Source organism: Pantoea sp. Ae19-2, from assembly GCF_059801205.1.
The window spans coordinates 2,179,143-2,204,664 of the sequence record NZ_JBCHWE010000001.1 but is presented as its reverse complement, the minus strand read 5'-3'; the positions used below and the strand labels follow the sequence as shown (position 1 = coordinate 2,204,664).

General features: G+C 50.8%; 21 protein-coding genes. 5 read left to right on the top strand and 16 right to left on the bottom strand.

Annotated features, from left to right (window positions below):
• Nucleotides 1-52: 52 nt before the first annotated feature.
• From phoQ to rluE, 7 genes are all read right to left on the bottom strand, one after another.
• Nucleotides 53-1,519 (bottom strand): two-component system sensor histidine kinase PhoQ, encoded by a 1,467-nt coding sequence (gene phoQ, locus AAIE03_RS10175; protein WP_033765901.1) that lies wholly within the window; start codon nucleotides 1,517-1,519, stop codon nucleotides 53-55.
• Between the two features lie 2 nt (nucleotides 1,520-1,521).
• Nucleotides 1,522-2,190, bottom strand: coding sequence for a two-component system response regulator PhoP (gene phoP / locus AAIE03_RS10170; protein ID WP_013025395.1), 669 nt, complete (start codon nucleotides 2,188-2,190; stop codon nucleotides 1,522-1,524).
• 107 nt (nucleotides 2,191-2,297) lie between these two features.
• A complete protein-coding gene (gene purB / locus AAIE03_RS10165) occupies nucleotides 2,298-3,668 on the bottom strand; it encodes an adenylosuccinate lyase (RefSeq protein ID WP_013025396.1) in 1,371 nt (456 codons plus the stop codon).
• Between the two features lie 42 nt (nucleotides 3,669-3,710).
• Nucleotides 3,711-4,352 carry a high frequency lysogenization protein HflD gene (gene hflD / locus AAIE03_RS10160; RefSeq protein ID WP_015700544.1) on the bottom strand — a complete coding sequence of 214 codons (642 nt, stop codon included), beginning with the start codon at nucleotides 4,350-4,352 and terminating at the stop codon, nucleotides 3,711-3,713.
• Between the two features lie 34 nt (nucleotides 4,353-4,386).
• Nucleotides 4,387-5,499 (bottom strand): tRNA 2-thiouridine(34) synthase MnmA, encoded by a 1,113-nt coding sequence (mnmA, locus tag AAIE03_RS10155; RefSeq protein WP_014606115.1) that lies wholly within the window; start codon nucleotides 5,497-5,499, stop codon nucleotides 4,387-4,389.
• A gap of 39 nt (nucleotides 5,500-5,538) precedes the next feature.
• On the bottom strand, nucleotides 5,539-6,012 hold the full coding sequence (locus AAIE03_RS10150; protein WP_013025399.1) for an NUDIX domain-containing protein: 474 nt from the start codon (nucleotides 6,010-6,012) through the stop codon (nucleotides 5,539-5,541).
• A gap of 48 nt (nucleotides 6,013-6,060) precedes the next feature.
• A complete protein-coding gene (rluE, locus tag AAIE03_RS10145) occupies nucleotides 6,061-6,720 on the bottom strand; it encodes a 23S rRNA pseudouridine(2457) synthase RluE (protein WP_498562989.1) in 660 nt (219 codons plus the stop codon).
• Nucleotides 6,721-6,830: 110 nt separating this feature from the next.
• On the opposite strand from rluE, the gene icd reads away from it, so the two are divergent.
• Both icd and AAIE03_RS10135 read left to right on the top strand, forming a co-directional pair.
• Entirely contained in the window at nucleotides 6,831-8,081 is a 1,251-nt protein-coding gene (icd, locus tag AAIE03_RS10140) for an NADP-dependent isocitrate dehydrogenase (RefSeq protein ID WP_013025401.1), read from the top strand.
• Between the two features lie 698 nt (nucleotides 8,082-8,779).
• Nucleotides 8,780-9,859, top strand: coding sequence for a glycosyltransferase family 9 protein (locus AAIE03_RS10135; RefSeq protein WP_019105691.1), 1,080 nt, complete (start codon nucleotides 8,780-8,782; stop codon nucleotides 9,857-9,859).
• A 496-nt stretch (nucleotides 9,860-10,355) separates the two neighbouring features.
• On the opposite strand, the gene AAIE03_RS10130 is transcribed toward AAIE03_RS10135, so the two are convergent.
• The 6 genes from AAIE03_RS10130 to AAIE03_RS10105 are packed head-to-tail and all read right to left on the bottom strand — an operon-like array spanning nucleotide 10,356 to nucleotide 17,120.
• Nucleotides 10,356-11,027: a fimbrial assembly chaperone gene (locus AAIE03_RS10130; protein ID WP_232285094.1), complete on the bottom strand. Its 672-nt coding sequence runs from the start codon at nucleotides 11,025-11,027 to the stop codon at nucleotides 10,356-10,358.
• 22 nt (nucleotides 11,028-11,049) lie between these two features.
• On the bottom strand, nucleotides 11,050-12,345 hold the full coding sequence (gene stbD, locus AAIE03_RS10125) for a fimbrial usher protein StbD (RefSeq protein ID WP_267239312.1): 1,296 nt from the start codon (nucleotides 12,343-12,345) through the stop codon (nucleotides 11,050-11,052).
• Nucleotides 12,346-12,382: 37 nt separating this feature from the next.
• Nucleotides 12,383-14,944, bottom strand: a complete 2,562-nt coding sequence (locus tag AAIE03_RS10120; protein ID WP_498562988.1) for a fimbrial outer membrane usher protein — start codon at nucleotides 14,942-14,944, stop codon at nucleotides 12,383-12,385.
• Nucleotides 14,916-15,677: a fimbria/pilus periplasmic chaperone gene (locus tag AAIE03_RS10115; protein ID WP_013025406.1), complete on the bottom strand. Its 762-nt coding sequence runs from the start codon at nucleotides 15,675-15,677 to the stop codon at nucleotides 14,916-14,918. The genes AAIE03_RS10120 and AAIE03_RS10115 overlap by 29 nt, the downstream gene beginning before the upstream one ends.
• 57 nt (nucleotides 15,678-15,734) lie before the next feature.
• Nucleotides 15,735-16,277, bottom strand: a complete 543-nt coding sequence (locus tag AAIE03_RS10110) for a fimbrial protein (protein WP_014593456.1) — start codon at nucleotides 16,275-16,277, stop codon at nucleotides 15,735-15,737.
• Nucleotides 16,278-16,298: 21 nt separating this feature from the next.
• Nucleotides 16,299-17,120, bottom strand: coding sequence for a hypothetical protein (locus tag AAIE03_RS10105; RefSeq protein ID WP_498562987.1), 822 nt, complete (start codon nucleotides 17,118-17,120; stop codon nucleotides 16,299-16,301).
• 679 nt (nucleotides 17,121-17,799) lie between these two features.
• Here AAIE03_RS10105 and AAIE03_RS10100 point away from each other — a divergent pair.
• From AAIE03_RS10100 to AAIE03_RS10090, 3 genes are all read left to right on the top strand, one after another.
• Nucleotides 17,800-18,063 carry a hypothetical protein gene (locus AAIE03_RS10100; protein ID WP_019105685.1) on the top strand — a complete coding sequence of 88 codons (264 nt, stop codon included), beginning with the start codon at nucleotides 17,800-17,802 and terminating at the stop codon, nucleotides 18,061-18,063.
• 122 nt (nucleotides 18,064-18,185) lie between these two features.
• A complete protein-coding gene (locus AAIE03_RS10095) occupies nucleotides 18,186-19,388 on the top strand; it encodes an FAD-dependent oxidoreductase (protein ID WP_116197378.1) in 1,203 nt (400 codons plus the stop codon).
• 168 nt (nucleotides 19,389-19,556) lie between these two features.
• The gene (locus tag AAIE03_RS10090) at nucleotides 19,557-20,120 is read left to right on the top strand and encodes a TetR/AcrR family transcriptional regulator (RefSeq protein WP_064352648.1); all 564 of its coding nucleotides are present in this window, start codon (nucleotides 19,557-19,559) and stop codon (nucleotides 20,118-20,120) included.
• Nucleotides 20,121-20,124: 4 nt separating this feature from the next.
• Here the strand turns inward: AAIE03_RS10090 and AAIE03_RS10085 are convergent, their stop codons facing one another.
• The 3 genes from AAIE03_RS10085 to AAIE03_RS10075 all read right to left on the bottom strand — a co-directional run bounded on the left by AAIE03_RS10085 (nucleotide 20,125) and on the right by AAIE03_RS10075 (nucleotide 25,521).
• Entirely contained in the window at nucleotides 20,125-20,703 is a 579-nt protein-coding gene (locus AAIE03_RS10085; RefSeq protein WP_064352647.1) for a TetR/AcrR family transcriptional regulator, read from the bottom strand.
• Between the two features lie 217 nt (nucleotides 20,704-20,920).
• Nucleotides 20,921-22,360 carry an efflux transporter outer membrane subunit gene (locus AAIE03_RS10080; protein WP_498562986.1) on the bottom strand — a complete coding sequence of 480 codons (1,440 nt, stop codon included), beginning with the start codon at nucleotides 22,358-22,360 and terminating at the stop codon, nucleotides 20,921-20,923.
• Nucleotides 22,360-25,521, bottom strand: coding sequence for an efflux RND transporter permease subunit (locus tag AAIE03_RS10075; RefSeq protein WP_194762157.1), 3,162 nt, complete (start codon nucleotides 25,519-25,521; stop codon nucleotides 22,360-22,362). Before AAIE03_RS10075 ends, AAIE03_RS10080 begins: the two co-directional genes overlap by 1 nt.
• Nucleotide 25,522: the final 1 nt, after the last annotated feature.

Below are 25,522 nucleotides of genomic sequence, written 5' to 3'. Positions count from 1 at the left end.
GATTCCGCTAAGGGCTGTAAATACCCGCAAGTATAACAGCCCGCGGCGTGAACTACTCGCGGCGATGTTCCATTTCCTGCCGCTCAAACACCACTTCCATGCGCGCACCGCCTAACGGGCTACTGGAGGCAATCACCTTACCGGCATACTGTTCGAGAATATCGCGAACTACCGCCAGCCCCAGCCCTTGACCGGGACGTAAGGTATCGGCGCGCTGCCCACGCACAAATATCATATCGCGTTTGCTTTCAGGAATGCCCGGACCGTCATCATCGATATAAAGATGCAAGGCATGGTCGGTCTGATGGGCGCTGACTTCAATAAATTCCAGACAGTACTTGCAGGCATTATCCAGGACGTTACCCAGCACTTCCATAAAGTCATTCTGATCGCCGAAGAAGGTGGTTTCCGGTGAGATATCCAGCGTGATTTCGACGCCTTTGCGCTGATAAACCTTATTCAGCGCTGAACACAAGCTGTCCAGCAAACCGGACACTGAATGCAGATCGCGCTGTAGCGGATTGTGATCGGCCTGCATGCTGGCGCGGTGCAGGTAATATCCCACCTGCTGCGAAATGCGGCTGATCTGCTCCAGCATAATCGGTTCGGCCTGTTCCACCGTCAGCTCTTTACCGCCGCGCAGAGAGCGCAGGGTAGTTTGCAGCACCGCCAGCGGCGTTTTCAGGCTATGGGTCAGGTCAGCAAGCGTGGTGCGGTAGCGGGTATACCGCTGACGTTCGTTGGTCAGCAGCAGATTAAGGTTACGCACCAGCGAGCGTAACTCCTGCGGCGGATTGTCATCCAGGTTTTCACGCTGTCCGGTTTCCAGCTCGCGCACCTGAAGCGTTAAATGCCCGATTGGACGCAGGCTCCAGTGGGCCGCCAGCCAGAGCAAGGGAACGATTAAAATCAGGTTGGCCGCCAGCACATAGCTGAACCATGACCAGACCACATCGGAATGCTGAAGCTCCTGCGGAATCGTATCGACCACGACAATGGTCAGCGCGGGCAGATTGGTTGTCGCGTCATAGCGGTTTACCGCTACCGAGTGGGTAAAGGTGTCCTGATCGTCATCGTCATTATCCCAGGCGTGGAGCTGCTGCTGAGCGGTAAGGTTATCGCCCATCGCAGCCCGGCTGGTGCTGTTGTTGGTATCTATCTCATAGAAGTCCGGCTTCAACAGCCATTCAGGTTGGATCTTTTCACGAATTTCCGGCACGTCGCGCTGCTGCCAGAGCAGTTTGCCGTGTTCATCATAAATAAATACCAGCGTTGGGAAATTGAGCATCGTGCGCTCAGGCTGGGCGATGGTGAGCTTATTATCTTTCCACTGTGCCAGGGTGAAAAATAAATTACTTTCTCCCCGCATCACGCGATAGGTATTTTTATCAAAACTTACCACATAGCCAATGACCGCAACCATGCCATAAGAAAGGGAAAGAATTAGTACAATGGCGGCGGAAGCCAGTAAGAAGCGCGTCCGCAGCGAAATAGGGCGATAGCGTTTAAACCAGGACATCATCAGAGATCAAAGCGGTAGCCCTGGCCGCGAACGGTAGCGATGACTTCGTCAGAATGCAGCGCAAGAATCTTTTTACGCAGACGTCCCATTAAGACATCGATCGTGTGACTTTCACGTAACTCTGCATCGGGATAAAGCTGCAGCATTAAGGAGTCTTTACTCACCACTTTGCCAGCGTTGCGAATAAGGGTTTCCACAATCGTGTATTCAAATGCGGTCAGCTTAACGGGCTGGTCGTGAATCGTGAGTTCGCGACGGGATAAATCCACCTGAAAGGGGGCCATGGCAATAATCTGCGACGCATGACCGCTGTTGCGGCGCATTAATGCCTGCAGGCGTGCGGCGACTTCCTCAATATGAAAAGGCTTCGTCACATAATCATCCGCACCGGCTTCCAGGGCTTCGACTTTCGCCTGCCAGCCTTCGCGTGCGGTCAGGACCAAAATAGGCTGACGCACGGCGTCATTACGCCAGCGACGAATTAACGACATGCCATCTTCGTCCGGTAATCCCAGATCGACCAACGCAATGTCGGGCAGATGTTCCTGGAGAAAATAATCGGCTTCTTTGGCATCTTCGGCAGCATCAACCTGATGACCCATTTCTCGCAGTTGTACTGAAAGATGGTGGCGCAGCAGGGCATTATCTTCCACAACCAGAACACGCATAGGATTTCCTTTAGCATCAGATCGAAACGAATTTAAACAAGTATAAGCGAAATGAACTAAACAGCAGGTTAACGCAGACCGGCGGCAACCGGTCTGCAGGCAGGATTTTATTTCAGGTCATCAACCATCTGAATCGCGCGACCAATATAATTTGCCGGGGTCATCTGTTTTAAGCGAACTTTTTCGTCTTCCGGCAGCGCCAGGCTGTCGATAAAGGCCTGCATACCGGCCGCATCAACGCGTTTGCCACGGGTCAGTTCTTTCAACTTCTCATAAGGTTTTTCAATACCGTAGCGACGCATAACGGTCTGGATCGGCTCTGCCAGCACTTCCCAGTTATGATCCAGTTCGTCAAGCAGACGATCGCGGTTCACTTCCAGCTTGGAAATGCCTTTCAGGGTAGCCTGATAAGCGATCAGCGCATAACCCACGCCCACGCCAAGGTTACGCAGCACGGTAGAGTCGGTCAGATCGCGCTGCCAGCGGGAAACCGGCAGTTTGCTGGCCAGGTGCTGCATCACCGCGTTTGCCAGGCCCAGATTGCCTTCTGAGTTTTCGAAGTCAATCGGGTTTACTTTATGCGGCATGGTGGAAGAGCCGATTTCGCCCGCGATGGTTTTTTGTTTGAAGTGGTTGAGCGCCACATAGCCCCAGATATCGCGATCGAAATCGATCAGGATGGTATTAAAGCGGGCGATGCAGTCGAACAGCTCAGCAATATAGTCGTGTGGCTCGATCTGGGTGGTGTAGGGATTCCAGGTAATGCCCAGAGAGGTCACAAATTCTTCGCTTAACTGGTGCCAGTCGGCTTCCGGGTAAGCGGCAATGTGCGCGTTATAGTTGCCCACGGCACCGTTGATTTTGCCCAGCACTTCAATCTGCGACAGCTGGCGTAGCTGACGTTCCATGCGGTAGGCCACGTTGGCCATCTCTTTACCCATGGTGGACGGCGTTGCGGGCTGACCGTGAGTGCGTGACAGCAGAGGAATGTCACGGTATTCCTGCGCCAGTCCCTTTACCGCGGCAATCAGCTGCTGCCAGTAAGGCAGAATGACATCGCGACGCGCCGTTTCCAGCATTAACGCGTGAGACAGGTTATTGATGTCTTCAGAGGTACAGGCGAAGTGAATAAACTCAGACACCGCGTGCAACGAAGGCACGTCAGCCACTTTTTCTTTCAGGAAATACTCAACCGCTTTCACGTCATGGTTAGTGGTGCGCTCAATCGTTTTGATGCGCGCGGCGTCCGTTTCATTGAAACTGGTGACAATCCCATCAAGGAAAGCGTTTGCGTCAGCATCAAATGCAGGAACTTCCTTGATCTCTGCGGTCGCAGCCAGTTTTTGTAACCAGCGAACTTCAACCTCAACGCGGAACTTCAGCAAACCAAATTCGCTGAAGATTGCGCGCAGTGGGCTGACTTTATCGCCGTAACGACCATCGACAGGTGAGACGGCGGTCAGAGAGGATAATTCCATCAGTGCAACTCCTGATTCATTTACGGTGTTTGCCCCACTGACTCAGTAAGCCAGTGGCAGGCGGGATAAAAGGGCTTTGGCTTCGCGCAGCAGGCGCTGGCGCGAAAACATCAGCTGCAGTCGGCCTCCGCCGACCTGCTGCCAGAGTACGGCGGCACGAATACCGGCCAGCAACGTGGCGCGAACTTTACTTTGTAACAGGGAATTCTGCAGGACAGCCGGGGAACCGGTAACCTGAATGCGCGGCCCGAGCGGGCTGATGACATCCACATAAATACCGGCCATGGCGCTCAGAATCGTGTCCGATTCCAGTTCGTAGTGCGCCAGTTGGCGATCGAGCTGGCTGATGCGCTGGGCCAGCGTATTCATTGCCTGCTTGTTAGCATTCAGTTTGCGCTCCAGCACCATCAGACTCAGCGTATAACGGGTCAGCTCTGCGCTGGCGCCTTTACGGTTGCTGCTGTTCAGCACCGCCATCAGGGTTTCAAGCCCAAGGCGCAGGTTGGCTTCATTGTTGCCGAATACCGCCAGCGTGGAGGTGGGGTTGAGATCCAGCACGCTGCGCAGGGATACCGTCAGCGCTTCAGGCTGACAGTGACCCTGATTGGCTAACTGCTGCACCAGATGGGCAGCCTGGCAAATGCCCGCCAGCGCGAGGGTGATTTCCTGATAGTTTTTTGCCACGGTCACTCCTGTTTACGCGTTATTAGCGCCGGTATTATGCGGCAACCCAAGGCAAACGCTCTTCAATGATGCCGCCACCCAGGCAAACATCGCCAAGGTAGAACACCGCAGACTGCCCCGGGGTGACCGCGGCAACCGGTTCGTCGAACCGGACTTCAATTTTGTCATCGCCTTGCGGAATGATTTCGCAGGGGATATCGGTCTGGCGATAGCGGGTTTTCACCGTACAGCGCAGCGGGGCACGGAGCGGCTGACGATCGACCCAGTGCAGTTGCTGGGCGATGAGGCCGACCGACATCAGACGCGGGTGATCGCCACCCTGCGCCACGATCAAACGGTTACGCGCCACGTCTTTATCTACCACATACCAGGGATCGTCTTTGCTTTCTTTCATACCGCCGATGCCCAGCCCTTTGCGCTGGCCCAGCGTATGGTACATCAGCCCCTGATGCTCACCGACAACCTGGCCATCAACGGTTTCGATTTCACCGGGCTGAGCGGGCAGGTAGCGCGCCAGGAATTCACGGAACTTGCGTTCACCGATGAAACAAATGCCGGTGGAATCTTTTTTCTTAGCCGTGATTAATTCAAGCTCTTCAGCGATGCGGCGGACTTCGGGTTTTTCCAGCTCGCCGACCGGAAACAGGCTCTGGGCAATTTGTTCATGGCTGAGCGTATAAAGGAAGTAGCTCTGGTCTTTGTTTCCATCCCGTCCGCGCAGCAGATGGCTGCGGCCGTCACTGTCCTGACGACGGACATAGTGACCGGTTGCGATAAAGTCTGCGCCCAGATCTTCAGCGGCAAATTCCAGAAACGCTTTGAACTTAATTTCTTTATTACACAGGATATCGGGATTTGGTGTGCGACCGGCCTTGTACTCTTCAAGGAAGTGCTCAAAGACGTTATCCCAGTATTCCGCCGCAAAATTCACTTTGTGCAGTTTAATACCCAGTTTGTCGCACACGGCTTGCGCATCCGCCAGATCGTCAGCGGCGGTACAATACTCCTCGCCATCGTCTTCCTCCCAGTTCTTCATGAAGAGGCCTTCAACCTGATAGCCCTGCTGTTGCAGTAACCAGGCGGAAACGGAAGAATCGACGCCGCCGGACATCCCGACGATCACTTTTTTCTGGCAGTTATCAGACATCACAAGCTCGCAAAACAATAAAACAGGCGGCGCATTCTATCACGCTGAAGTCGGGTGCGCACCTGCATGAAACGGCCAGTTGAACGGGCTAATCAGGTCTAACGGGTAGCGAACCCCCTGTTGCCATCGACGTACGCTTTCTGCGACCAGCGGCGAACGCAGGTTAGATGCCGTCAGTATCTGCTCTGGCGGCAGCCACCAGCAGCGATCAATGTCGCTGTCCTGCGGAGCGGTAGGCAGTGGCGCATCCAGATCCAGACCAAACAGAAACCGCACAAAAGGCGTATTGTCGGGGGCTATCCACTGGTTGATTCCAATAAAATACTGCACCGCAGCGTCAATTCCTGTCTCTTCAATCAGTTCACGCTGCGCGGCTTCATGAAGCGTTTCGTCGGCTTCAAGATGACCGGCGGGCTGGTTCCAGGTTGCCACACCGTTCACCTGTTCTTCCACGACCAGAAGTTTTCCCTGTGCCTGTACTAGGCACGCCACGGTGACATGCGGTTTAAACATCAATCCTCCGGAATTGTTAACTTGAAGTTATGGAAATGATAACGGCATTCAGACTAAGGTGCTGATATCCCGCCATTCGCCGGGGGCCAGATTATCCAGCTCAAAGTCACCCATCGCATAGCGCACCAGGCGCAATGTCGGGAAGCCAATATGGGCGGTCATGCGTCTGACCTGGCGGTTGCGTCCTTCATACAGGGTGATTTTCAGCCACTGCGTAGGTATCGCTTTTCGCTCACGAATGGGCGGCTGACGTGCCCACAACCATTCGGGTTCTGCTACTTTTTCGATACCGGCTGGCAGAGTAAGGCCGTCTTTCAGATTAACCCCATCCCGTAGGGTCTGCAGATCGCGCTCTTCTGGCGCGCCTTCAACCTGAACATAATAAATCTTGCCGGTACGCTTGCCGGGCTGGGTGAGCGCGGCCTGCAAGGCTCCATCGTTGGTCAGCACCATCAGTCCTTCACTGTCGCGGTCAAGACGACCCGCGGCATAAACCTCGCTCACATCAATAAAATCTTTAAGCGTCCGGCGGCCGGCTTCGTCCGTAAACTGCGGTAACACATCAAAGGGTTTATTGAACAGGAGCACGCGCCTGACGGCAGGCGGCGCTACCGCTTTACGTTGTACGTGGCGAGTTTGTCGGCTGAATCGTTTATTTGGTTGAGAAGTCTGATTAGTTTTTCGCATAAGCTTTGCAGTCTGAAACATTCAGCGCATTATAACGCGAAATTGCGGTGATTGGCGTGGCGTCAATATTCAAGTAGTATTGACGCGCATCTTACAAATCATTAACAAAAAATCGCTCGAAGGAGAGGTTAATGGAAAGCAAAGTAGTTGTTCCGGCGGAAGGTCAGAAAATCACCCTGAATCAAGGCAAACTGGTTGTACCAAACAACCCGGTTATCCCTTATATCGAAGGGGATGGTATCGGTGTTGATGTTTCACCAGTGATGCTGAAAGTGGTTGATGCCGCTGTGAAAAAAGCCTACAACGGCGAGCGTAAAATCTCCTGGATGGAGATTTATACCGGCGAAAAATCGGTTGAACTCTACGGTCAGGATGTCTGGCTGCCGCAAGAAACCCTCGATTTAATCAAAGAATACCGCGTAGCGATCAAAGGTCCACTGACCACGCCAGTCGGCGGCGGCATCCGTTCTCTGAACGTTGCGCTGCGTCAGGAACTTGATCTGTACGTTTGTCTGCGTCCGGTTCGTTACTACACCGGCACACCAAGCCCGGTTAAACGTCCTGAAGATACCGATATGGTGATCTTCCGTGAAAACTCAGAAGATATCTATGCCGGTATCGAGTGGAAAGCGGGCACGGCAGAAGCCGACAAAGTGATCAAATTCCTGCGCGAAGAAATGGGCGTGAAGAAAATTCGCTTCCCACAAAACTGCGGCATCGGCGTTAAGCCTTGTTCGGAAGAGGGGACCAAGCGCCTGGTGCGTGCGGCCGTGGAATACACCATCACTAACGATCGTGATTCACTGACGCTGGTTCACAAAGGCAACATCATGAAGTTCACCGAAGGCTCATTCAAAGACTGGGGTTACCAGTTAGTGAAAGAAGAGTTCGGCGGCGAACTGATCGATGGCGGTCCATGGATGAAGTTTAAAAATCCAAACACCGGCAAAGAGATCGTTGTGAAAGATGTGATCGCGGATGCCTTCCTGCAGCAAATCCTGCTGCGTCCGGCTGAATACGACGTCATCGCCTGTATGAACCTGAACGGCGACTACATTTCTGACGCCCTGGCGGCGCAGGTTGGCGGTATTGGTATCGCACCAGGCGCAAACATCGGTGACGAATGTGCTCTGTTCGAAGCCACCCACGGTACAGCACCGAAGTATGCGGGTCAGGACAAAGTGAACCCAGGTTCCGTTATCCTGTCAGCTGAAATGATGTTGCGTCACATGGAATGGTTCGAAGCCGCAGACCTGATTGTTAAAGGCATGGAAGGCGCAATCGCTGCCAAGACCGTGACCTATGACTTCGAACGTCTGATGGATGGCGCTAAGCTGCTGAAATGTTCAGAGTTTGGTGACGCGATTATCGCGAATATGTAACACCAGCCTTGCCTGATCCAGCCAGCATAGATCTCAATTTATGCTGGCTTTTCTTTTCTCCAATCCTTTCCCCGAATCCTCCCCAAAACTGATTGTAAAACATGCTGCTCAGGCGGCTACAATCGTCCAGTCTTTTCCACGATCATCTTGGTATTTTGACGTCTAGGGAGGTGAAGCGTGATCGATTTATTTCTATGTATTAAATCCATTAGCCTTGTAAGACTTTTCGAAAAGTGAACGTTGCCCACGAAATGCGGAGCTTTCTGAATTGGCCAAAAAAGGTCGGTATGATTTCTGACGTTTTAAACATATTCTTTGTATATCATCCGAAGTTTGCTGCATCAGTAACGTGGCGGTGAGCAAAAAGTGAACAAAGGACTCAGGCAAACCCTGTATTCTGGCGAAGCAGGCCGGAGGATGATATTGGTTTGACATTGACGGTTTTGTTTTTAACGAAGAAAAATGATTAAAAATGAACAAGACTGAACCCGAACAGTGCGTCATGGTCTCACCATCATAGTGTGTATCTAAACAGAGTAAACGACTTCTTCGTCCCGGATAATTTATAATATATACTGTGGCCTGAGTGATGGCGTAATGTTAATGTGCATAAGATGCGTCTGGCAGATTAATTGCATCGGCAATGCTATTTATGGTTAGACCCTTAGGATGTTAAGGCTTGAGTCGGGACAATTTAAATGAGTAAAATCACAAAACAATTCGCTGCAAAATTATTTCTTTCCATGTGGAAAGTAACCGGCTATCGCGTAAGAAAAATTGCCCGTTTTTCTGAAAATGATAATCTTAAAAGCATTGCTATTATTTCAAATACGGCCTTGGGTGATTTTTTATTTAACACGCCTTCTATTCGTGCAATAAAAGAACGCTGGCCAAATGCCAAAATTACGCTGGTCATCTTAAAGAGAAATCATCCCCTGGTAGAAGGGAGTAATATTTTTGATGAGGTTTTATATTGGGGAGGAAAAGTTTCAGGTATGCTCTCTTTGATAAAATCATTAAGAAAAAATCAGGTTGAGGCAACGTTCATCCTTCATTCGCGAACGCCTTATGATATCCTTACCGCTTCGTTAGCAGGTTCTCGTTATATTTTTAAAGATGTTTATTATACTGATTATCAGGGCAGAAAAGACTTTATTCTGAAAACATGCTTGTCTTCGTTTTACGATAACAGAAAAAAAGGGAATATCCACTTTATTCGCCAAAAAACTGAAATGCTTGAATCAGTAGGCATTATGGTAAAGTCTGAATCAATGTTTATTCCCGCACCCTATAAACCTCAGCGCTATGATAAGACAGTTATTGGCATACATGCTGGGGCATCCAGTACAGAAAGATGCTGGCCTGAATCTGCTTTCTCACTGTTAATCAGTAAATTAATTAATGAGTATAGCGATTTGGTTATTGAACTCATCGGTGCTCCTGGAGAAAAAGCCCTAAATCAACGCATCATTGAGGGAATGGAATCGCAAAGTGACAGGGTGATCAACGTTGCAGGAAGTACAAATTTGATACAACTGGCTGAGAAAATAAGTGGTTTCACGACGTTAATTGTTGGAGATACAGGCCCTTTACATCTTGCTATCGCGGTAAAGACACCGACAGTTGCCTTGTTTCCTAACCAGAGCACGATAGACGGTGGCGCGCCCCTTCAAGACAAAGGTATCCATCAGGTTTTACATCCAGATGATGAAAAAAATGGATTGCGTGGAATCAACTGGACTCATGTATATGATGCGGTAGCGCGAAATCTGTCTTGAAAATATCTCAGGAGGAAGGGGTAAGCCGTCCTCCTTTTATCGATTTTTTACTTAATGGAGCTAATGTAAGCTCGTCATGAAAATAAAAAATAAATTCAATGGATTTTTATAAATAATCTTTCTATGGCTTCTCATTTTTGTTTGGCTTGAAATAATGGGTTTATAATGCTGATATAATATCGCCTAAGAAAAAATAGTGTTTTGAATTTTTTTTTGGCTGCTAACTCTGCGTGTTTTATAATTTATCTGTTTCTGTTTCTGTTTCTGTTTCTGTTTCTGTTTCTGTTTCTGTTTCTGTTTCTGTTTCTGTTTCTGTTTCTGTTATCTGATATGTCATGTTGCATCTTCTCACAATGCCGAAAGCAGAAAGCGTTAATTTTCTACTGTCTGAACAGAAGATCATTGATGAGGCATCAATGTTCAACGCCTTATTGAAGATTTACTACACTCCAGCGCGAGGGCATTTTATCCACTGTTCCGAATATGCTCCATTCAGCTAGTGAACGACGGTATCGAGAAGCGTACCGTGATACTTCTCAGCATTACCATTCTGATTAATGACTTCATAGGACACGATGGAGCCAGGATTAAGCGATGTGGAAGGGGAAAGCAGAACATAAGAATGCGGTTGCACCATAATATCCCTCAGCACAGCATTATCCACTTTCGCATTCAGGCTCATATACCAGGGCGTTGGATTTGTTATTTTTAGCTCTTGTCCCTTTAGGATAAAGTTCAGCTTCTTTGCATCCTCTGGCTGAGGCGCTCTTAACCCTGTTGGCCGTACGAACACTTTCAAACGCAGGCGCAGTGGCAATATCAGCTTCCGTGGGTTCTGACCATCGGATTTTTTGATCGCCGGTATCTGATAAAGGTTTAGCCAGTATAAGGTTTCTTTATCCGGGGCGAGCGCAGAACGTGTGGTCAGCATCAGTTTCACCGAACGGACTTCGCCGGGCTGCATGTTAAATATCGGCGGCATAGCCATCACAGGTGTTTTACTTTTATCGGGCGACAGATGGATATCACCTTCATCCGTCCAGATTTGCACAATGGCAGGGCTTTCTGCCTTGTTTATCAGGTTGACGGATTGTGCAGTGTCCCCAGCGTTAAAAACAATCCGTGTTTTATCGATATTCACGGCGGCCTGATTGACGCCCGGTAGCATAAACATCAACAGCAGCATGAATCTACTGAAAACTAACAACGACCTGTAACTGAGCATTGACGGTTCCTGCAGTAGTGATCTGTCCGGGAATGGCTTCAAGCGAGGCGGTGAAGTCTCCTTGATAGGTTTCACCATGACTTGAGGAAACCAGTGAGGTTAAGTCTTTATAGGCATACCATCCACGACTGTTTCCTGAGCCGGTGCTGGTAAAATCCGGTAATAAATTCATGGCTGTTCCATTGCTGTTATAGATTTTAATTCCCACACCTGACGCAACGTCGCTATTGCCATACCGGGTGTCCAGTAGCCAGGTTAAGCCGCCGCCGCTGGTCGTCAGGCCAAGGCTGTTCGCCTTTGCCACGGCATTGGGTTGATTGACCAGAAAGCCCATGGCGACATTCGCTGCGCTGCTGGTTGACGCGTTGATGCTGGAAATCGCGCCCGATTCGCACTGAAGCGCGACAGAAAAGGGCGCCTGGCTGCTACCGCCTGCGGCCAGCGTGGCGGTGCTGACGGTAGGAAGCAATACGACGGAAGGGTAATCTTTCACTTCACAGATTGCACCGCGGACATAGGTGACGTTTTTATATGTGCTCCAGCCGCCAGGCCAGTTATTGTAAAATCCATTCCAGACAGTGTTACTGTCTTTGCCTTCATCAAGGTTATTTGTATCTAACCCTGGCCCTTTAAAAGCGATATATCCCCGTGGTTGTGCATGGCCATCCACGTAACGATTAGCGCTGTTTCCGTAATAGCTGGTAGAGTCAATTTTAAACATCTCATAAAGCACATTACTGAAAGCGCTGGCGGGGATATAAATATACTGTCCATCGGAATACCAGTCATCAGCGGTAAGTTTACGGCTCTTCCAGTAACGGCTGTAATATTCTCCTGTGGCAAGATTAGTCAGGCGAACGGCAACATTTTTCACATAGTCATAATAAGCACCGTCGACTTCGCTGGTGCTGTTTTTCCCGGCAAAAGGTGAATCACCGTTAGTGGCGTACATTTCATACAGCTTATCGGCATCGGCCTGCGCGCACCGATAAAGAATCTGATTCGGCGTGTAGGCTTTGTCAGTGGATGCTGTCAGAAAATTACCCACTGAACTCGCCAGCAGCGTACCTGAGGGTTGAAATGTATTACCCGAGTTGATGCTGATGATCGACGGCAGGCCCACATTGCCTGAGCAGGTATCGCAGGCACCTGACCACGAACTTGCCGTGTAACCTGCCTCCTTCGCCTCCGTTGAAAGTGAAGATGCGTCCGTTACCTTGCTGCAGTTAGCCAGCAGCGGCAGCGGCGCTGTGCACAGCATTGCGATGAAGAAAAAAGATCGATGTAAAGACACTGCATCACTCCTTGCTACACAGGCTGTCGAGGTGGATGATCTGGCTGTCAAACTGGCCGGTAATCTGATAATTAACCCGGCAGCGCTGCGGCCCGTTGTTATTCCAGCTTACGCGCAGCACCCCCGAGTCATGAGGCACGCGCGCGTATAGCTGCCCCCCCTGGCCAACCACGCCGATTACCGTATTCTCTGCGTCACGGACCTCAGCGCCCATGGGCGGCATCTCACCGTTGGTTGTCTTCAGATTGATGAGGACCGCTTTGCCTTTGAGCGTGGCGAAATGCACCTGCACCACCGCACCGGCATAAGGCACCACGCGTTGACTTCCACCGCTCAGTTCCGCATCAGCCTGCATGTTAAGCGTGTCCAGACTGACGGTGTTTTCACGATAGGAGGTCAGAGAAGGTAAGATGGCATAGCCGAACGCATCCACAACAGCACCCTGACCATTACGCACTGTCGCGCCTTGCGCGCCCTCGGCTTTTATTAACGCAAACGTATCACTGGTATAGGGGCCCACCGTCACCCCACCGCGATGCACAACCAGGGTGCCTGACGAGCCTAATCCGACCTGACGATAACTCTCGGCCTGCCCATAACTGGCGCGTACCGCACCCAGTCGGGTATTTTGTTGCAGATTGCCACCGAAACTCAGGGCACGATTGCGCTGCCCATCCCGGTTCTGATCGAGGCCAGAGTAGAGTGAATAAGATAAGTCACGGTTATCGCCTGCCGTTCCCGACAGCGACAGGGATGTGTTGCGATTTTGACTGGACTGGTTAACGTTATAAGCGACTGACGAGAGGCTTTTACCCCAGTCAAGCGGAATGGATACGTTGAGTGAAAAGGTATTTTCGGTGTATTTTTGCTGGCGGCTGTCATCCTGCTGTAGGGAAAAACCTGAATCATAGCGGTTGTTATACCAGACCGTACGCTGACGACCTATGTTGATACCGTAGCTGATAGTTTTCCAGGTGTTGCTATAGCCAAGTTGCAATTGCGTGATGCGCGACTGGTTATTGTAATAATCAGCAGTACTGGCACTCAAACTGATCAAACCGAATCTGTCCATGGACTGACTCAGTGTGGCAGTCAAACGGTTACGCTGATTTAATGAATCAGAATAATACTGAATGCCTGCGTCTTGCTGACGTCTCACGCCCAGAACATCCTGCAAATCACGGAACCCACTCGTTGAATACCGGTAGGCAGCCAGAACCAGGTTGGTGCCTGTGTCAAACGTCTTGCTGTAGTTGATCTCCGCGCGCCAGCCTGACGCTGTTTTGTTCTGTTCAACCCGCGCATGTGAAAAGGTGCTGTTCATTCCCAATGCGCCGATCTCTGTTGCCAGCACGCCACCTAACAGCCACGCCTGATAATCGTTTGCCTGCCTGGTACCCGCCGTCGCCGTCAGGCGATTACTGATGCCCCGTTGCAGAATGCCCTCAAAAAAGGTGTTATTGACACGGTAATATTGGCGAACCCGTCCCAGCGCCAGCGAGTACTGCCAGTTGCCCGGGCGCACAGAGTCTGGAACGGAAGCATAAGGAACGGTAAAGGTCGAACGCTTACCGTTAGCTTCAATGACCTCAACAGCGAGGTCACCCTGATTGCGCGTGTTGTACAAGTCATCAATGACAAAAGGGCCTGGTGGCACTGTGGTTTCATAGATCACTTTATCCAGTTGTTTAATGACAACCCGCGCGCTGGAGGTTGCCACGCCCCTGACTTCAGGGGCATAACCCCGCCTGCCTTGTGGCCACATCCGTGGGTCGGTAGACAATTTAATCCCGTTAAAAGCCAGGCTGCCAAACAGGGAACTGTCGGTGGCATTGTCACCTAAAGACAGTATGCTGTTAAGCTGTTCCAGCGGGCGTTGTACCCAGCTTTTCACGGTGTTGTAACGGTATCGACTGCCGCCTGCACTGTCATTGAGATAGCGCGCATTACCCTGATGACGGAACTGCCACTTCATCAGATTGGTACCCGCGGTGATCCCACTCCATAAATATTGATAGCGATAATCAGACGTACGGTTTTCGGTCCAGGTGTAATTGGTGTTGTGCCGTAAAAATACTGCACTAATACCTTCTTCCCATTCAGATGTAGGGATGTAACCTCTCGGCTTCTTATCGAGGCTTGAGTTTGGGATCGTGAGCTGTAATTGCAGTGATGCCGGATCAAATTGCCAATGACCGTCTGATGACCAGTAACCCAGTGGATGACACTGCTCTTCAGGTTCAGGCGTGGGTGGCACTTTTAGCTGCAGCAAGGCAACAACCTTTGACGGAAGGCAAGGTTCCGCATCCTGTTGGAGGTCAGACTGGATAAACGCGATTTTGACACCGGATGTAACCCGTTTATTATTGAGATAAATATCGACCAGATAATTGCCAGCAGGCGTGGCGTTCTGATTAAATTGTTCAATGTTCTGTCCAAATGCCGAGCCTTTAAACAGGCTTGAGTCAAAATAATAATCTTCGCAGTAAGCATGCTGAGAAAAGGAAATCGAAATGGTGAATGCAATTAATTTTGAGTTAATTAATTTCAACCTTATAATTTTCACTTATTCTGGCTCCCTGGTCGTTAACTGCAGCAACGGAGACAATGTTTACGCCCTGTAAACGTTTTTTATCCGCACTGAACCAAAAGGTTTTTTTGCTAAAAGGCGGAATCATATCAGCATCGGAATGCAGGTCTTGATTTGCCACCTTAAATGAAATGTCGAGTAATGAAGCATGCCAGGGTTGAGGGTTATTGATTTCAATGCCCAGCCCTTTATGATTATCGTGAACGAATTTAAGCGAGATATTCTTTAATATGTTATTCGGGTTTCCCACTGAAACAGGACGATAAAAGATTTTAAGGCGGTTTCGTAACATGACCATCATGGCATTTTGATTATTTTCATTTTTCAGATTCGCAGGGGGGATCTGCAATGTGTTAAACCAAAAGACAGACTCCCGATCCTGAGGGAGAGGCAGGCTACCGTTGAATATAATTCGTGCAATTTGGCCCGTCTTGGGCTGTATACGAAAAACGGGTGGTGTCACAATAAAGGGCGTTTGACTGCTTTGCTCAGGTTGAGAATTGGCATCGCCGTTATCAAACCAGGCCTGAATAACATAGGGGATATCACCGTTGTTTTTTAACTGCACATCAACGGTTTTGGCACTGGCAGGGTAAATGACACGGCTACCCAGAATAGTCACGTTCGCTCTGGCGTTATTTACTGCAAGTAAGAACAGGAAAGTAATGAAAAATAATTTTAGCGCAAACACCAGCCAGCGGTTTTCCATATTTGATTCCTCAAAAAAACGTGCGCCCCATAATAACCGTGGCGCACCCGAACAGAACTAACGGTAAGTTATGGCATACTGAATGGAGGCAGCGACCGTACCGGATGTTGCCACCCCGGTTGAAAAGTATTGCGCGCCATAGGTCGCTGACTTTTCAGTCTCATTCGCGGATAAACTTAAGTCGCCGCTACCGGTAAAGCCCCCCGTCAGGTTGATTACCGTACCCGCCGTATCCAGCATCTGAATCTCAACATTTTCAGCCGACCCGGTGTTCGTCAGGTTACCTGCTGCGCTCACGTTATTGCCCACGAATACCGTTGAGATTTGGGTGGTGGTCGCTGAACCGCTGCAGCCTGTCAGACCGACGGTAAAGTCAGTTTTACCTGCCGTCTTACCACTGGTATCTAAATCCGCTTTACTTACGGTAGGAAGCAGTACAACGGGTGAACTCTCATTGCCGTTAATGGCAACTGAACAGGTTTCATCAGAGACTTCGCCCTGAAAATTAATGGTATTAGCAGAATCTGCTTGTGCATATCCTGACAGCAGAAAGGCACTCACAATCAGAGACAAGCTAAATTTATTGGTGTGATAAGTCATTTTATCTTCCTTTATGATCAATTAACTGGAAAGTAACTGATTAAGATTGATTCCAGTTTTCCTTCTGACAGCGTCTTTAATGATGTAAACCTTCTTAACGCCAAGTTTCATTTCGCTGGAAATTTCACCCAGCGAATGGCCATAATTGGCAAGGTCCAAAAATTTAACTTCTTCCAGCGTCAAAGCGTTGACGCGTTTCCTTTCACCTCCCTTTAATCCGTAATAACAGGCATTAACCGCTTTTTTAATATCCTCAATTTTACCGTCCGCATAAATCACAGTATTTATCGTGGGCTCCTGTCTCCGCCAAAATGACGCCAGAGATTCCATTCGGCGATCGCTGATGATAATAATGGCAAGGCCGGTCCCTCGCAGATAATCCATCCAGTTTTTGCTGGTAAAATAACGGAGGTTATGAATCGAAAAGTCAACAAATATACATCCTCTGCAGAACAGGCTTTCGTATCTTCCGGCGACCAACGACAAAACGCCTTTTATCAAAAAATGATTGTTGCCTGGCCATACGGCAATCTTTTGAATTGGGCATCGCAATATCTCTTCCTGGGTATTGCTCGTCAGTTGGCAACAATATTTACAACTTGAGCAGCGAACATCCTCTTTGGTTATCCTTCTCATCAGCCGATTTCTACCGCTTGTTAAGAAAGTTGACCTATCATAACAGTGGGTTTCCTTTTCCTTCAACGGGTTAAAAGAAAGATCGGCTTTTTTAACCAAGAAAATTCTGATGTCGGTTACGCACAATTGTGATGCGTCATTAAGCGGTAATCTTCCTAAAAATGTTAAAATTACGATGATTAAATGATTATTTTGTACAGTTTCCATATTAAGAATATTTACGGTCGCCCAGGATTATTCCCGTCCTCAAGGGAAAAGGATCAATAAAAAAACAGCACAAAATGATAAATTCTGCGTCATTTATTAAAAAGTTAAGGTTTATCGTTGTGCAAAACTAAACGCTCTGTTCTGTCTGTTCATTAAATTATTAAAATTCTTTGTTAAATTGAGTCTGCTGTTTTTTACCTTGCGTAGAGTTTCCGGTGCCTTATTGTGCAATATGTAGAGTAGCTAAAGTTGATTTGTTATATTTATCCTACAGTGTACCTTTACAGTTAAATGAGAGTTGTTTAAGTGTTTTGACAATTTTATTTGTTTGTCTTCCAGCGACGTTTTCACAGGACATAATCACGGTGACGTTAAATAGTATAAATATAGTGGTCTGGCTTTTTTATGTCGGCGATTACGCAGTCAGAGAGGCGTTCACGCAGTCAGAGAAAGGGTGGCTGAACAGGATTTAACGCCCGCCGGGCGTCTGAATATGTGCAGACAAGTGGGCAAAAGAGGTGTCTCATGCTTAAAAAAAGACCGATGCCGATTTGCGCAGGAAAGGTTTAGTGACGCTGAGGTTTACTAAGGTCAGCAACGTTTTTGATAATTTTTAACTATCACAGTCAACACCCAAAATGTCTGGCTAATGCAGCTTTGCATAGCAATACTCGTCACTATGACCACATATCGCATTAAAGTGGGTTATCACAACCCCTCCGCACTTACGTTCATGCAGCTGGACGAGCAGCTTGCTGACCATGCTTTCTACAGCGCGCGCGCCGATGCTGACAGCGGCGGCTTTCGCTATTTTCAGGAGTACGAGTATCAGTCAGATTCTGCCGATTATTGCTCAGTATGCTCCATGGCCTATCATCACGCCTGCCAGGTCAGAAAATGTCCGCTGGTGCTGGTAGAGATAAAAGAAGAGAACGCCAGATGACTACGCTGTTGTACTGGTGCACCTGGTCTGGCCGGGACAACAACGCTTATCCCTGTCGTTCCTCGGTACTTAAATCATCCGCAGTGGCATACACTTACCACGCATATTATGAGGGGTAAGCTATGCCATCCACTGAACACGTTATCTCTGACTGCTGTATCGTCGGCGGCGGCCCGGCCGGTTTGATGCTGGGCTATCTACTGGCCCGCGCCGGTTTACAGGTTGTCGTGCTGGAAAAACATGCCGATTTTCTCCGCGATTTTCGTGGTGACACGATCCATCCTTCTACGCTGGAGGTCATGCATCAGTTGGGCCTGCTGGACGATTTGCTGAAACTTCCTCATCAGCGTGCGGAAAAGCTGCAGGCGGAAATGGGGGGCGAGGAGGTCACGATGGCCGATTTCTCGCGCCTGCCGCTGCAGTGCCGTTTTATCGCCTTCATGCCGCAGTGGGATTTCCTGAATTTTCTGGCGGAACAGAGCGCGCAGTTTCCCGGCTTCACCCTGCTAAAATCCACCTCGTTAAGCCAGTTGATCATCGAAGAGGGTGAGGTTCGGGGTGTTCTGGCCTTACAGTCGGGTCAGCCCGTTGAGATACGTTCCCGCCTGGTGGTGGGGGCAGACGGGCGCAACTCTGCCGTTCGCGCACAGGCCGGACTGGTGAGCCAGCATTTTGGCTCACCACGCGACGTTTTGTGGTTTCGCCTGAACAAACAGCCAGAGGATCCGCAGTCAGGGATGGGCCACACTGGCCCGCGAAATAACGTTATCGTGATCGACAGGGGCGATTACTGGCAGTGTGGGCTGACGATTGAAAAAGGGCAGTTTGAGGCGATCCAGGCCCGTGGGCTTGACGCGATGAAACACAACATTGCCACCGTCTCTCCTTTTAGCGTCGAACGGCTGGCGGAAATTGACAGCTGGGAGAGTTTCAAACTGCTGTCAATCCGTATCGACAGGTTGAATCAGTGGGCAAAACCGGGCGTGCTCTGCATCGGTGATGCGGCTCATGCGATGTCACCCATTGGCGGAGTGGGGGTTAATCTTGCCATCCAGGATGCGGTGGCCACGGCGAATCTGCTTACCCGGCCTTTGTTAAAGAGGAAGGTCACGTTCAGGGATCTGAAAAAAGTACAGCAGCGCCGTCAGTTTCCCACCGTTGCGACGCAGTTCCTGCAAATAAAAATGAGCAGTAAAAAGAAACCGGGTGGGGAAGGCAAAAGCAAAATGCCCGGCATCATCCGTAAATATCCCTTTTTACGCTTTATTTTTGGCCGACTCATCGGCATGGGATTTCGTATGGAAAAGCCACGCGCAGTTCGTTGAGCAACGCCCGTTCGCCTGATGGAAGACAACCGTCAGGCAAACGGACGCAGGAAAGGGGGTTGTTTCATCACGCCGAATACGACAGAACGTGAAATGCCTTACCCACTTGCCATAGCTATTGGTAATGACAGACAGTAAAGTCATTTCTTTTATCTTGTGAGTATCCTGATGAATCGCAGCGAAGAAATTCTTGATGCAGCCGAATACTGCATGCGACAAAAAGGGTTTTATCAAACCTCCATTCAGAGTATCGCCAGTCAGGCAAATGTCAGCATCGGGCTGATTTATAAATATTATAAAAATAAGGAAGCGATCGTTGAAGCACTGGTCACGAAAGTGGTGCAGCGTATGATCGTGTTACTGAAAGCCGACTTCGAGAAAATGGCGAACGCGGGGAGAGTGACGCATCTGCCGGGGGATTTGGCGTCACCAGAAGTCGAACAAAGCATTGTGTTGCTCATCGAGATATCATCCGAATCCACGCGTAATGCGCGTATTCGTCAGATTCTTCACGATGCCTGGCAGGTTTTAAAAGAGAATTTTATTACTGAGCAACAGGCGCTCAATCCGGCACTGGAGGCGAACATCATCCATGCACGATTGCATGTGGTTTCCCTGGTAATAGACGGCATGATCATTCGCCGTTTTATGAAACGCCGCGAGACAGAAGACAGCTTTATGCCGTTCTTTAAGGCGGTTAGCCATGACATCCACCAACCGGATGCTGAGTAACGCATCAAAACAGGTGACGGTCGAGTACAGCATTGATCCGGCTCAGTTCCTGCTGATCCACATTTTTATCTCCATATGCACGACAGGCGACGCCATCCACCAGCATCAGCAAAAACTGGATACGGTTGCTGCGCTGGAGTGGACTTTCTGTCGGCATTTGCTGCCTGAATAGCCTGTCCAGATCTGCGACCAATAAGGCTTCCTCGCGGGCCAGCATTGAGCGCACTGATTCATGACGTGAGGCTTCGGAATACATTTCCAGTAATAAACACCGGTCCTCAGGAGACCAGTTCTGCCAAAAGGGCGAGTCGGTATCAATAATATTGGCGGTGTGCGTTTCGTGCGCCAAACTATGCAGCAAAAACGTCCGCCAGTTTTCTGCGATACTTTTTATGGTTTCACTGACAATCACTTCTTTACTGTTAAAGTAGCGATAAAGCTGACCTGCACCTAAACCGGATTCACGACTGATATCGGCCATACTTGCACCGTGAAAACCGGAACGGCTGAAGCAGTTCTTCGCGGCTGAAATGATCAGTTGCTGCCGCTGCTTAAAGAACGTTTCATTATCAGGCTTGCTCAAAAAACTCTCCTGAATACAGGCCGATATGCGGCCCTTTTTATTGACTTATTCTGGCATGGTACGCGAGGCACCGGGGCGAGGGAATCGCCGTCACACATTCTGACACAGAATGGCCTGATGTCCGTGTATCGGGATTTGCCCTGTTCCACTATTGAGGCCAGCGCGCGATGTTATTGCGCGCAGTTTGTCGGGTGCGCATCCCTGCGCATTTGGGCGTTCAACGCACATCTACCGTTTGTTCAGACGCCTGTCGCGCCGAGCCGCCTCCCATCACCTTGTAGAATGTATTTAGGTTTTGGTAGTACGCATGTTCCACGCTGACCAGACGGGTTCTGGCGGAGTAGAGCGTTCGCTGGGCGGTTAACGCATTCAGCCAGGTATCCACGCCGCTTTGATAACGCAGATCGGCCAGATGCGCGTAAATCTGTGAGGCTGCCACATTGTTACGCTGGCTGGTCAATTGATCGTTGATGGTGCCGCGCCGCGCCAGGGCATCCGCGACTTCGCGGAAAGCGGTCTGCACCGACTTTTCGTACGCCGCCACGTAGTACTCCTTCTGCGCTTTGGTGTAATTCAGGTAGGCCACGTTGTAGCCGCCCTTGAAGACAGGCAGCGAGATACTGGGGGAAAACGACCAAATTCCCACGCCGTTTTTGAACAGCGAGGCGAGATCGGCACTGCCAACGCCACCGCTGGCCGTCAGTGAAATGCTGGGAAAGAAATTGGCCCGCGCAGCCCCGATGTTGGCATTCGCCGCCTTCAGGTTGTGCTCAGCCTGCAAGACATCAGGACGATTATTGAGGACATCCGACGATATCCCTGCGGGCACATCGCGCAACGCATGGCCAATCGATTCAAGATTTTGCGGCAGCAACGTATCGGGTACAGGTTTTCCAACAACCAGATCCAGCGCATTCTTATCCTGCGCCACGCTGGTAGTATAGCTGGCCACATCCGCCTGCGCAGACTGATAGGTGGTTTCCGCAGACGCCACATCAACCATCGAATCCACACCGTTTTGCATGCGCTTGCGCGTCACGTCCAGTGACTGCCGCGCACTCTCAGCTGTCTCTTTCGCAATGGCCAGATTGCTGCGATCCGCCGCCAACTGAAGCCAGTAATCAATGGTGTTATACAGCACCGTCAGGCGCGTACTCCGCGCGCCCTCCAGGGTACCAAGGTAGGTTTCATACTGCTGGCGCGACAGGCTTTGATTCTTACCAAATAAATCCAGTTCAAATGCGCTGACACTGCCTTCGGCAGAGTAAGAATTGCCCAGCGCCGTTTGATTGCCTTCGCCCGTCAGGGCACGTGAGCGCGTCCCGCTGACGCCGGCGCTCAATGACGGGAAGAGATCGGCACGTTGCTCAGCGTATTGCGCATGCGCGGATTTTACACTCGCCACCGCTTCACGTAAGTCGCGGCTACTGTCCAACGCCATGCCGACAACCTGATTGAGTTGGCTGTTCAGCACATAATCCTGCCAACGGATAGCGCGATAATTGACGGCAGTCCCTTGCAGGTTAGGGTAGGCTTCCCCGGTCGGGTTTGTCGCCTTCACGGCATCCACAGGACGATCATAATGCGGATCCAGCGACACGCAGCCCGCAAGGAAGCAGGGTAAAAACACGGTGAAAAGTTTTGCAGTCATGGTCATTATTCCTTCACCTTCGCTGCTGAGTCGGTTGACCGGACCGTGTCATGCGGCTGTGCCGGAAAGACCCGGCGGACCAGCACAAAAAACAGCGGTACAAAGAAAATAGCCAGCAGGGTGGCGGTTAAGGTGCCGCCAATAATACCGGTACCGATGGCGATACGGCTGTTGGCCCCCGCGCCCGTGGAGATCGCCAGCGGCAGTACGCCTGCGGTAAAGGCCAGTGAGGTCATGATGATGGGACGCAAGCGCATCGTCGCCGCATGAACCGCCGCGTTTATCAGGCTCTCGCCCTTGCGGTAGTGCTCTTCAGCGAACTCCACAATCAGAATGGCATTCTTCGAGGAAAGTCCGATGATCGTGAGCAGCGCAACCTGAAAGTAAACGTCATTTTCCAGGCCACGCAGCGTAATCGCCAGTAGTGAGCCGATGACGCCCAACGGCACCACCAACATCACCGAAAGCGGCACTGCCCAGCTCTCATACAGGGCGGCCAGGCACAGGAACACCACAATCAGTGAAATGCCATACAGCGACAGCGCCTGATTACCGGAAAGTTTTTCCTGATAAGAGAGCCCACTCCAGGCGAAGGTGGTGCCCGCAGGCAAGGTCGCCGCAAGTTTTTCCATTGCGGTGATGGCATCCCCGGAGCTTTTCCCTTCGGCGGCCGATCCCTGAATTTCATAGGATGCCAGGCCGTTGTAACGTGAAAGCACATCCGGACCATAGGACCATTTCGACGAGGCAAAGGACGAGAAGGGCACCATGGTGGTGTTATTGCTGCTGTCTGTTCCGCGGACATACCATTGATCAATATCCTCTGGCTTGCTGCGGAACGATTGATCGCCCTGCATATAGACTTTCTTCACGCGGCCGCGGTCGGAGAAGTCATTGACATAACTGCCGCCAATGGCTGCGCTGAGCGTATTATTGATGTCGCTGATGGTCAGGCCCAGTGACTGTGCTTTCGCATCATCGATACTGACATCCAGCTGCGGCAGGTCCGGCAGCGAGTTGGCACGTACAGCGCTGAGTTCCGTATCCTGATTCGCTTTTGCAATCAGCTGATCGCGCATTTTCAGCAGTTGATCGCGTGCGGTAGCACCACGCGCTTGCAGCTCAAACGTGAAGCCGTTGGATTGACCCAGCCCGGAGACGGCGGGCGGCGACAGCACAAAGATCTGGGCATCACGAATCCGCGACAGCGCCGCCATGGCGCGGCCTGCAATCGCATCAGCACTGTTCTCACTGCCTTTACGGTCACCCCAGTTTTTAAGCGAGATAAAGCCGACCCCCGCATTCTGTCCGTTACCGGCAAAACTGAAGCCGTCTACCAGCATGCTAACGTTAACGTTATCTTTCTCCTGGGTGGCGAAATACTGCTGGACCTGACGACGGACTTCACGGGTGCGATTTTCCGTCGCGCCCGGTGCCAACTGATACTGCACCATGATGTAACCCTGATCTTCGGTCGGCAGAAAGCCGGTTGGCAGGCGCATATAGAGTACGGCACAGCCGATCAACAGCACGCCGTACAGCAGCAGATAGCGCACGGAACGGTGCATGACCTTCCCGACGCCACGTTGATAGCGTGCCTGCACGTTTTCATAGCGCTGGTTAAACCAGCCAAAGAAACCGTTGCGACCGCTGTCGTGATTGTGCGGTTTAAGCAAGGTGGCACAGAGGGCGGGCGTCAGCGTCAGCGCCACAATCACCGACAGCACCATGGAAGAGACGATGGTGATAGAGAACTGACGGTAAATCACGCCTGTTGAACCGCTAAAGAAGGTCATCGGCAGGAACACGGCAGAGAGCACCAGCGCGATGCCAACCAACGCACCAGTAATCTCCCTCATCGATTTCTCGGTTGCTTCTCGCGGGGGTAATCCCTCTTCGCGCATCACGCGTTCGACGTTTTCAACCACGACGATGGCATCATCGACGAGCAAGCCAATGGCGAGCACCATGCCGAACATGGTAAGCGTGTTAATCGAATAACCAAAGAAAGACAGCACACCAAAGGTGCCCAGGAGAACGACCGGAACTGCAATCGTGGGAATCAGCGTGGTGCGGATGTTTTGCAGGAACACAAACATCACAATCACCACTAAAATGACCGCTTCGACCAGCGTTTTCACCACTTCTTCAATCGAGATTTTAACGAAGTCAGTGCTGTCGAGCGGATAGGCTATTTCATAGCCCGCCGGCATGCTGCTCCGGAATTCGTCAATGGTGGATTTCACCTTTTCGGCGGTGGAGAGTGCATTAGCGCCAGATGCCAGTTGGATAGCCATACCGGATGCCGGATGGCCGTTCGCCATGACATTGGCACTGTAGTCTTCATCGCCCATTTCTACGCGTGCGACATCGCTCAGACGGACCACAGAACCATCGGCCTGGCTTTTCAGCACAATGTTGCGGAACTGCTCAGGGGTTTGCAGGCGTGAACGCGAACGTACCGTCGCCACCAGTTGTTGTGTGTTGCTGGACGGTTGCGCGCCCAACTGCCCGGAAGACACCTGGGTATTTTGACTCTCAAGAGCGGTGGTGACATCAGAAGGCATCAGCGAATACGACGCCAGCTTGCTGGGATCGAGCCAGATACGCATCGCGTACTCGGCGCCAAAAACCTGTACGTTACCGACGCCTGTCACGCGCGCCAGCGTGTCTTCCATGTTGCTGACCATATAGTCGGCGACATCGGAAGAGCTGCTTTTATTGCTTTTATCGTACACCGCCAAAATCAGCAGAAAGTCGCTCTGGGCTTTCTGCACGGTCACGCCCTGTGAGGTCACGGCGCTCGGCAAGCGGCTCTCGGCCTGCTGTACCTTATTCTGCACCTGGACCTGAGCAATATCGGGATCGGTGCCCTGTTTAAACGTGACATTGATTTTCACCTGACCGGTGGATGCGGTACTGGTCGAACTGAAATAGAGCAGTCCATCCAGTCCGGTGAGCTGTTGCTCAATAACCTGGGTCACGCTGCTTTCCAGCGTTTCCGCCGATGCGCCCGTATAGGTGGCCTGAACACTGATTTGTGGCGGTGCCACATCGGGATACTGCGCCACGGGCAGGCTGCGAATACTCAGGATACCGAACAGCATGATGCAAAGGGCGATCACCCAGGCAAAGACCGGCCGACGGATAAAGAACTGCGCCAACATA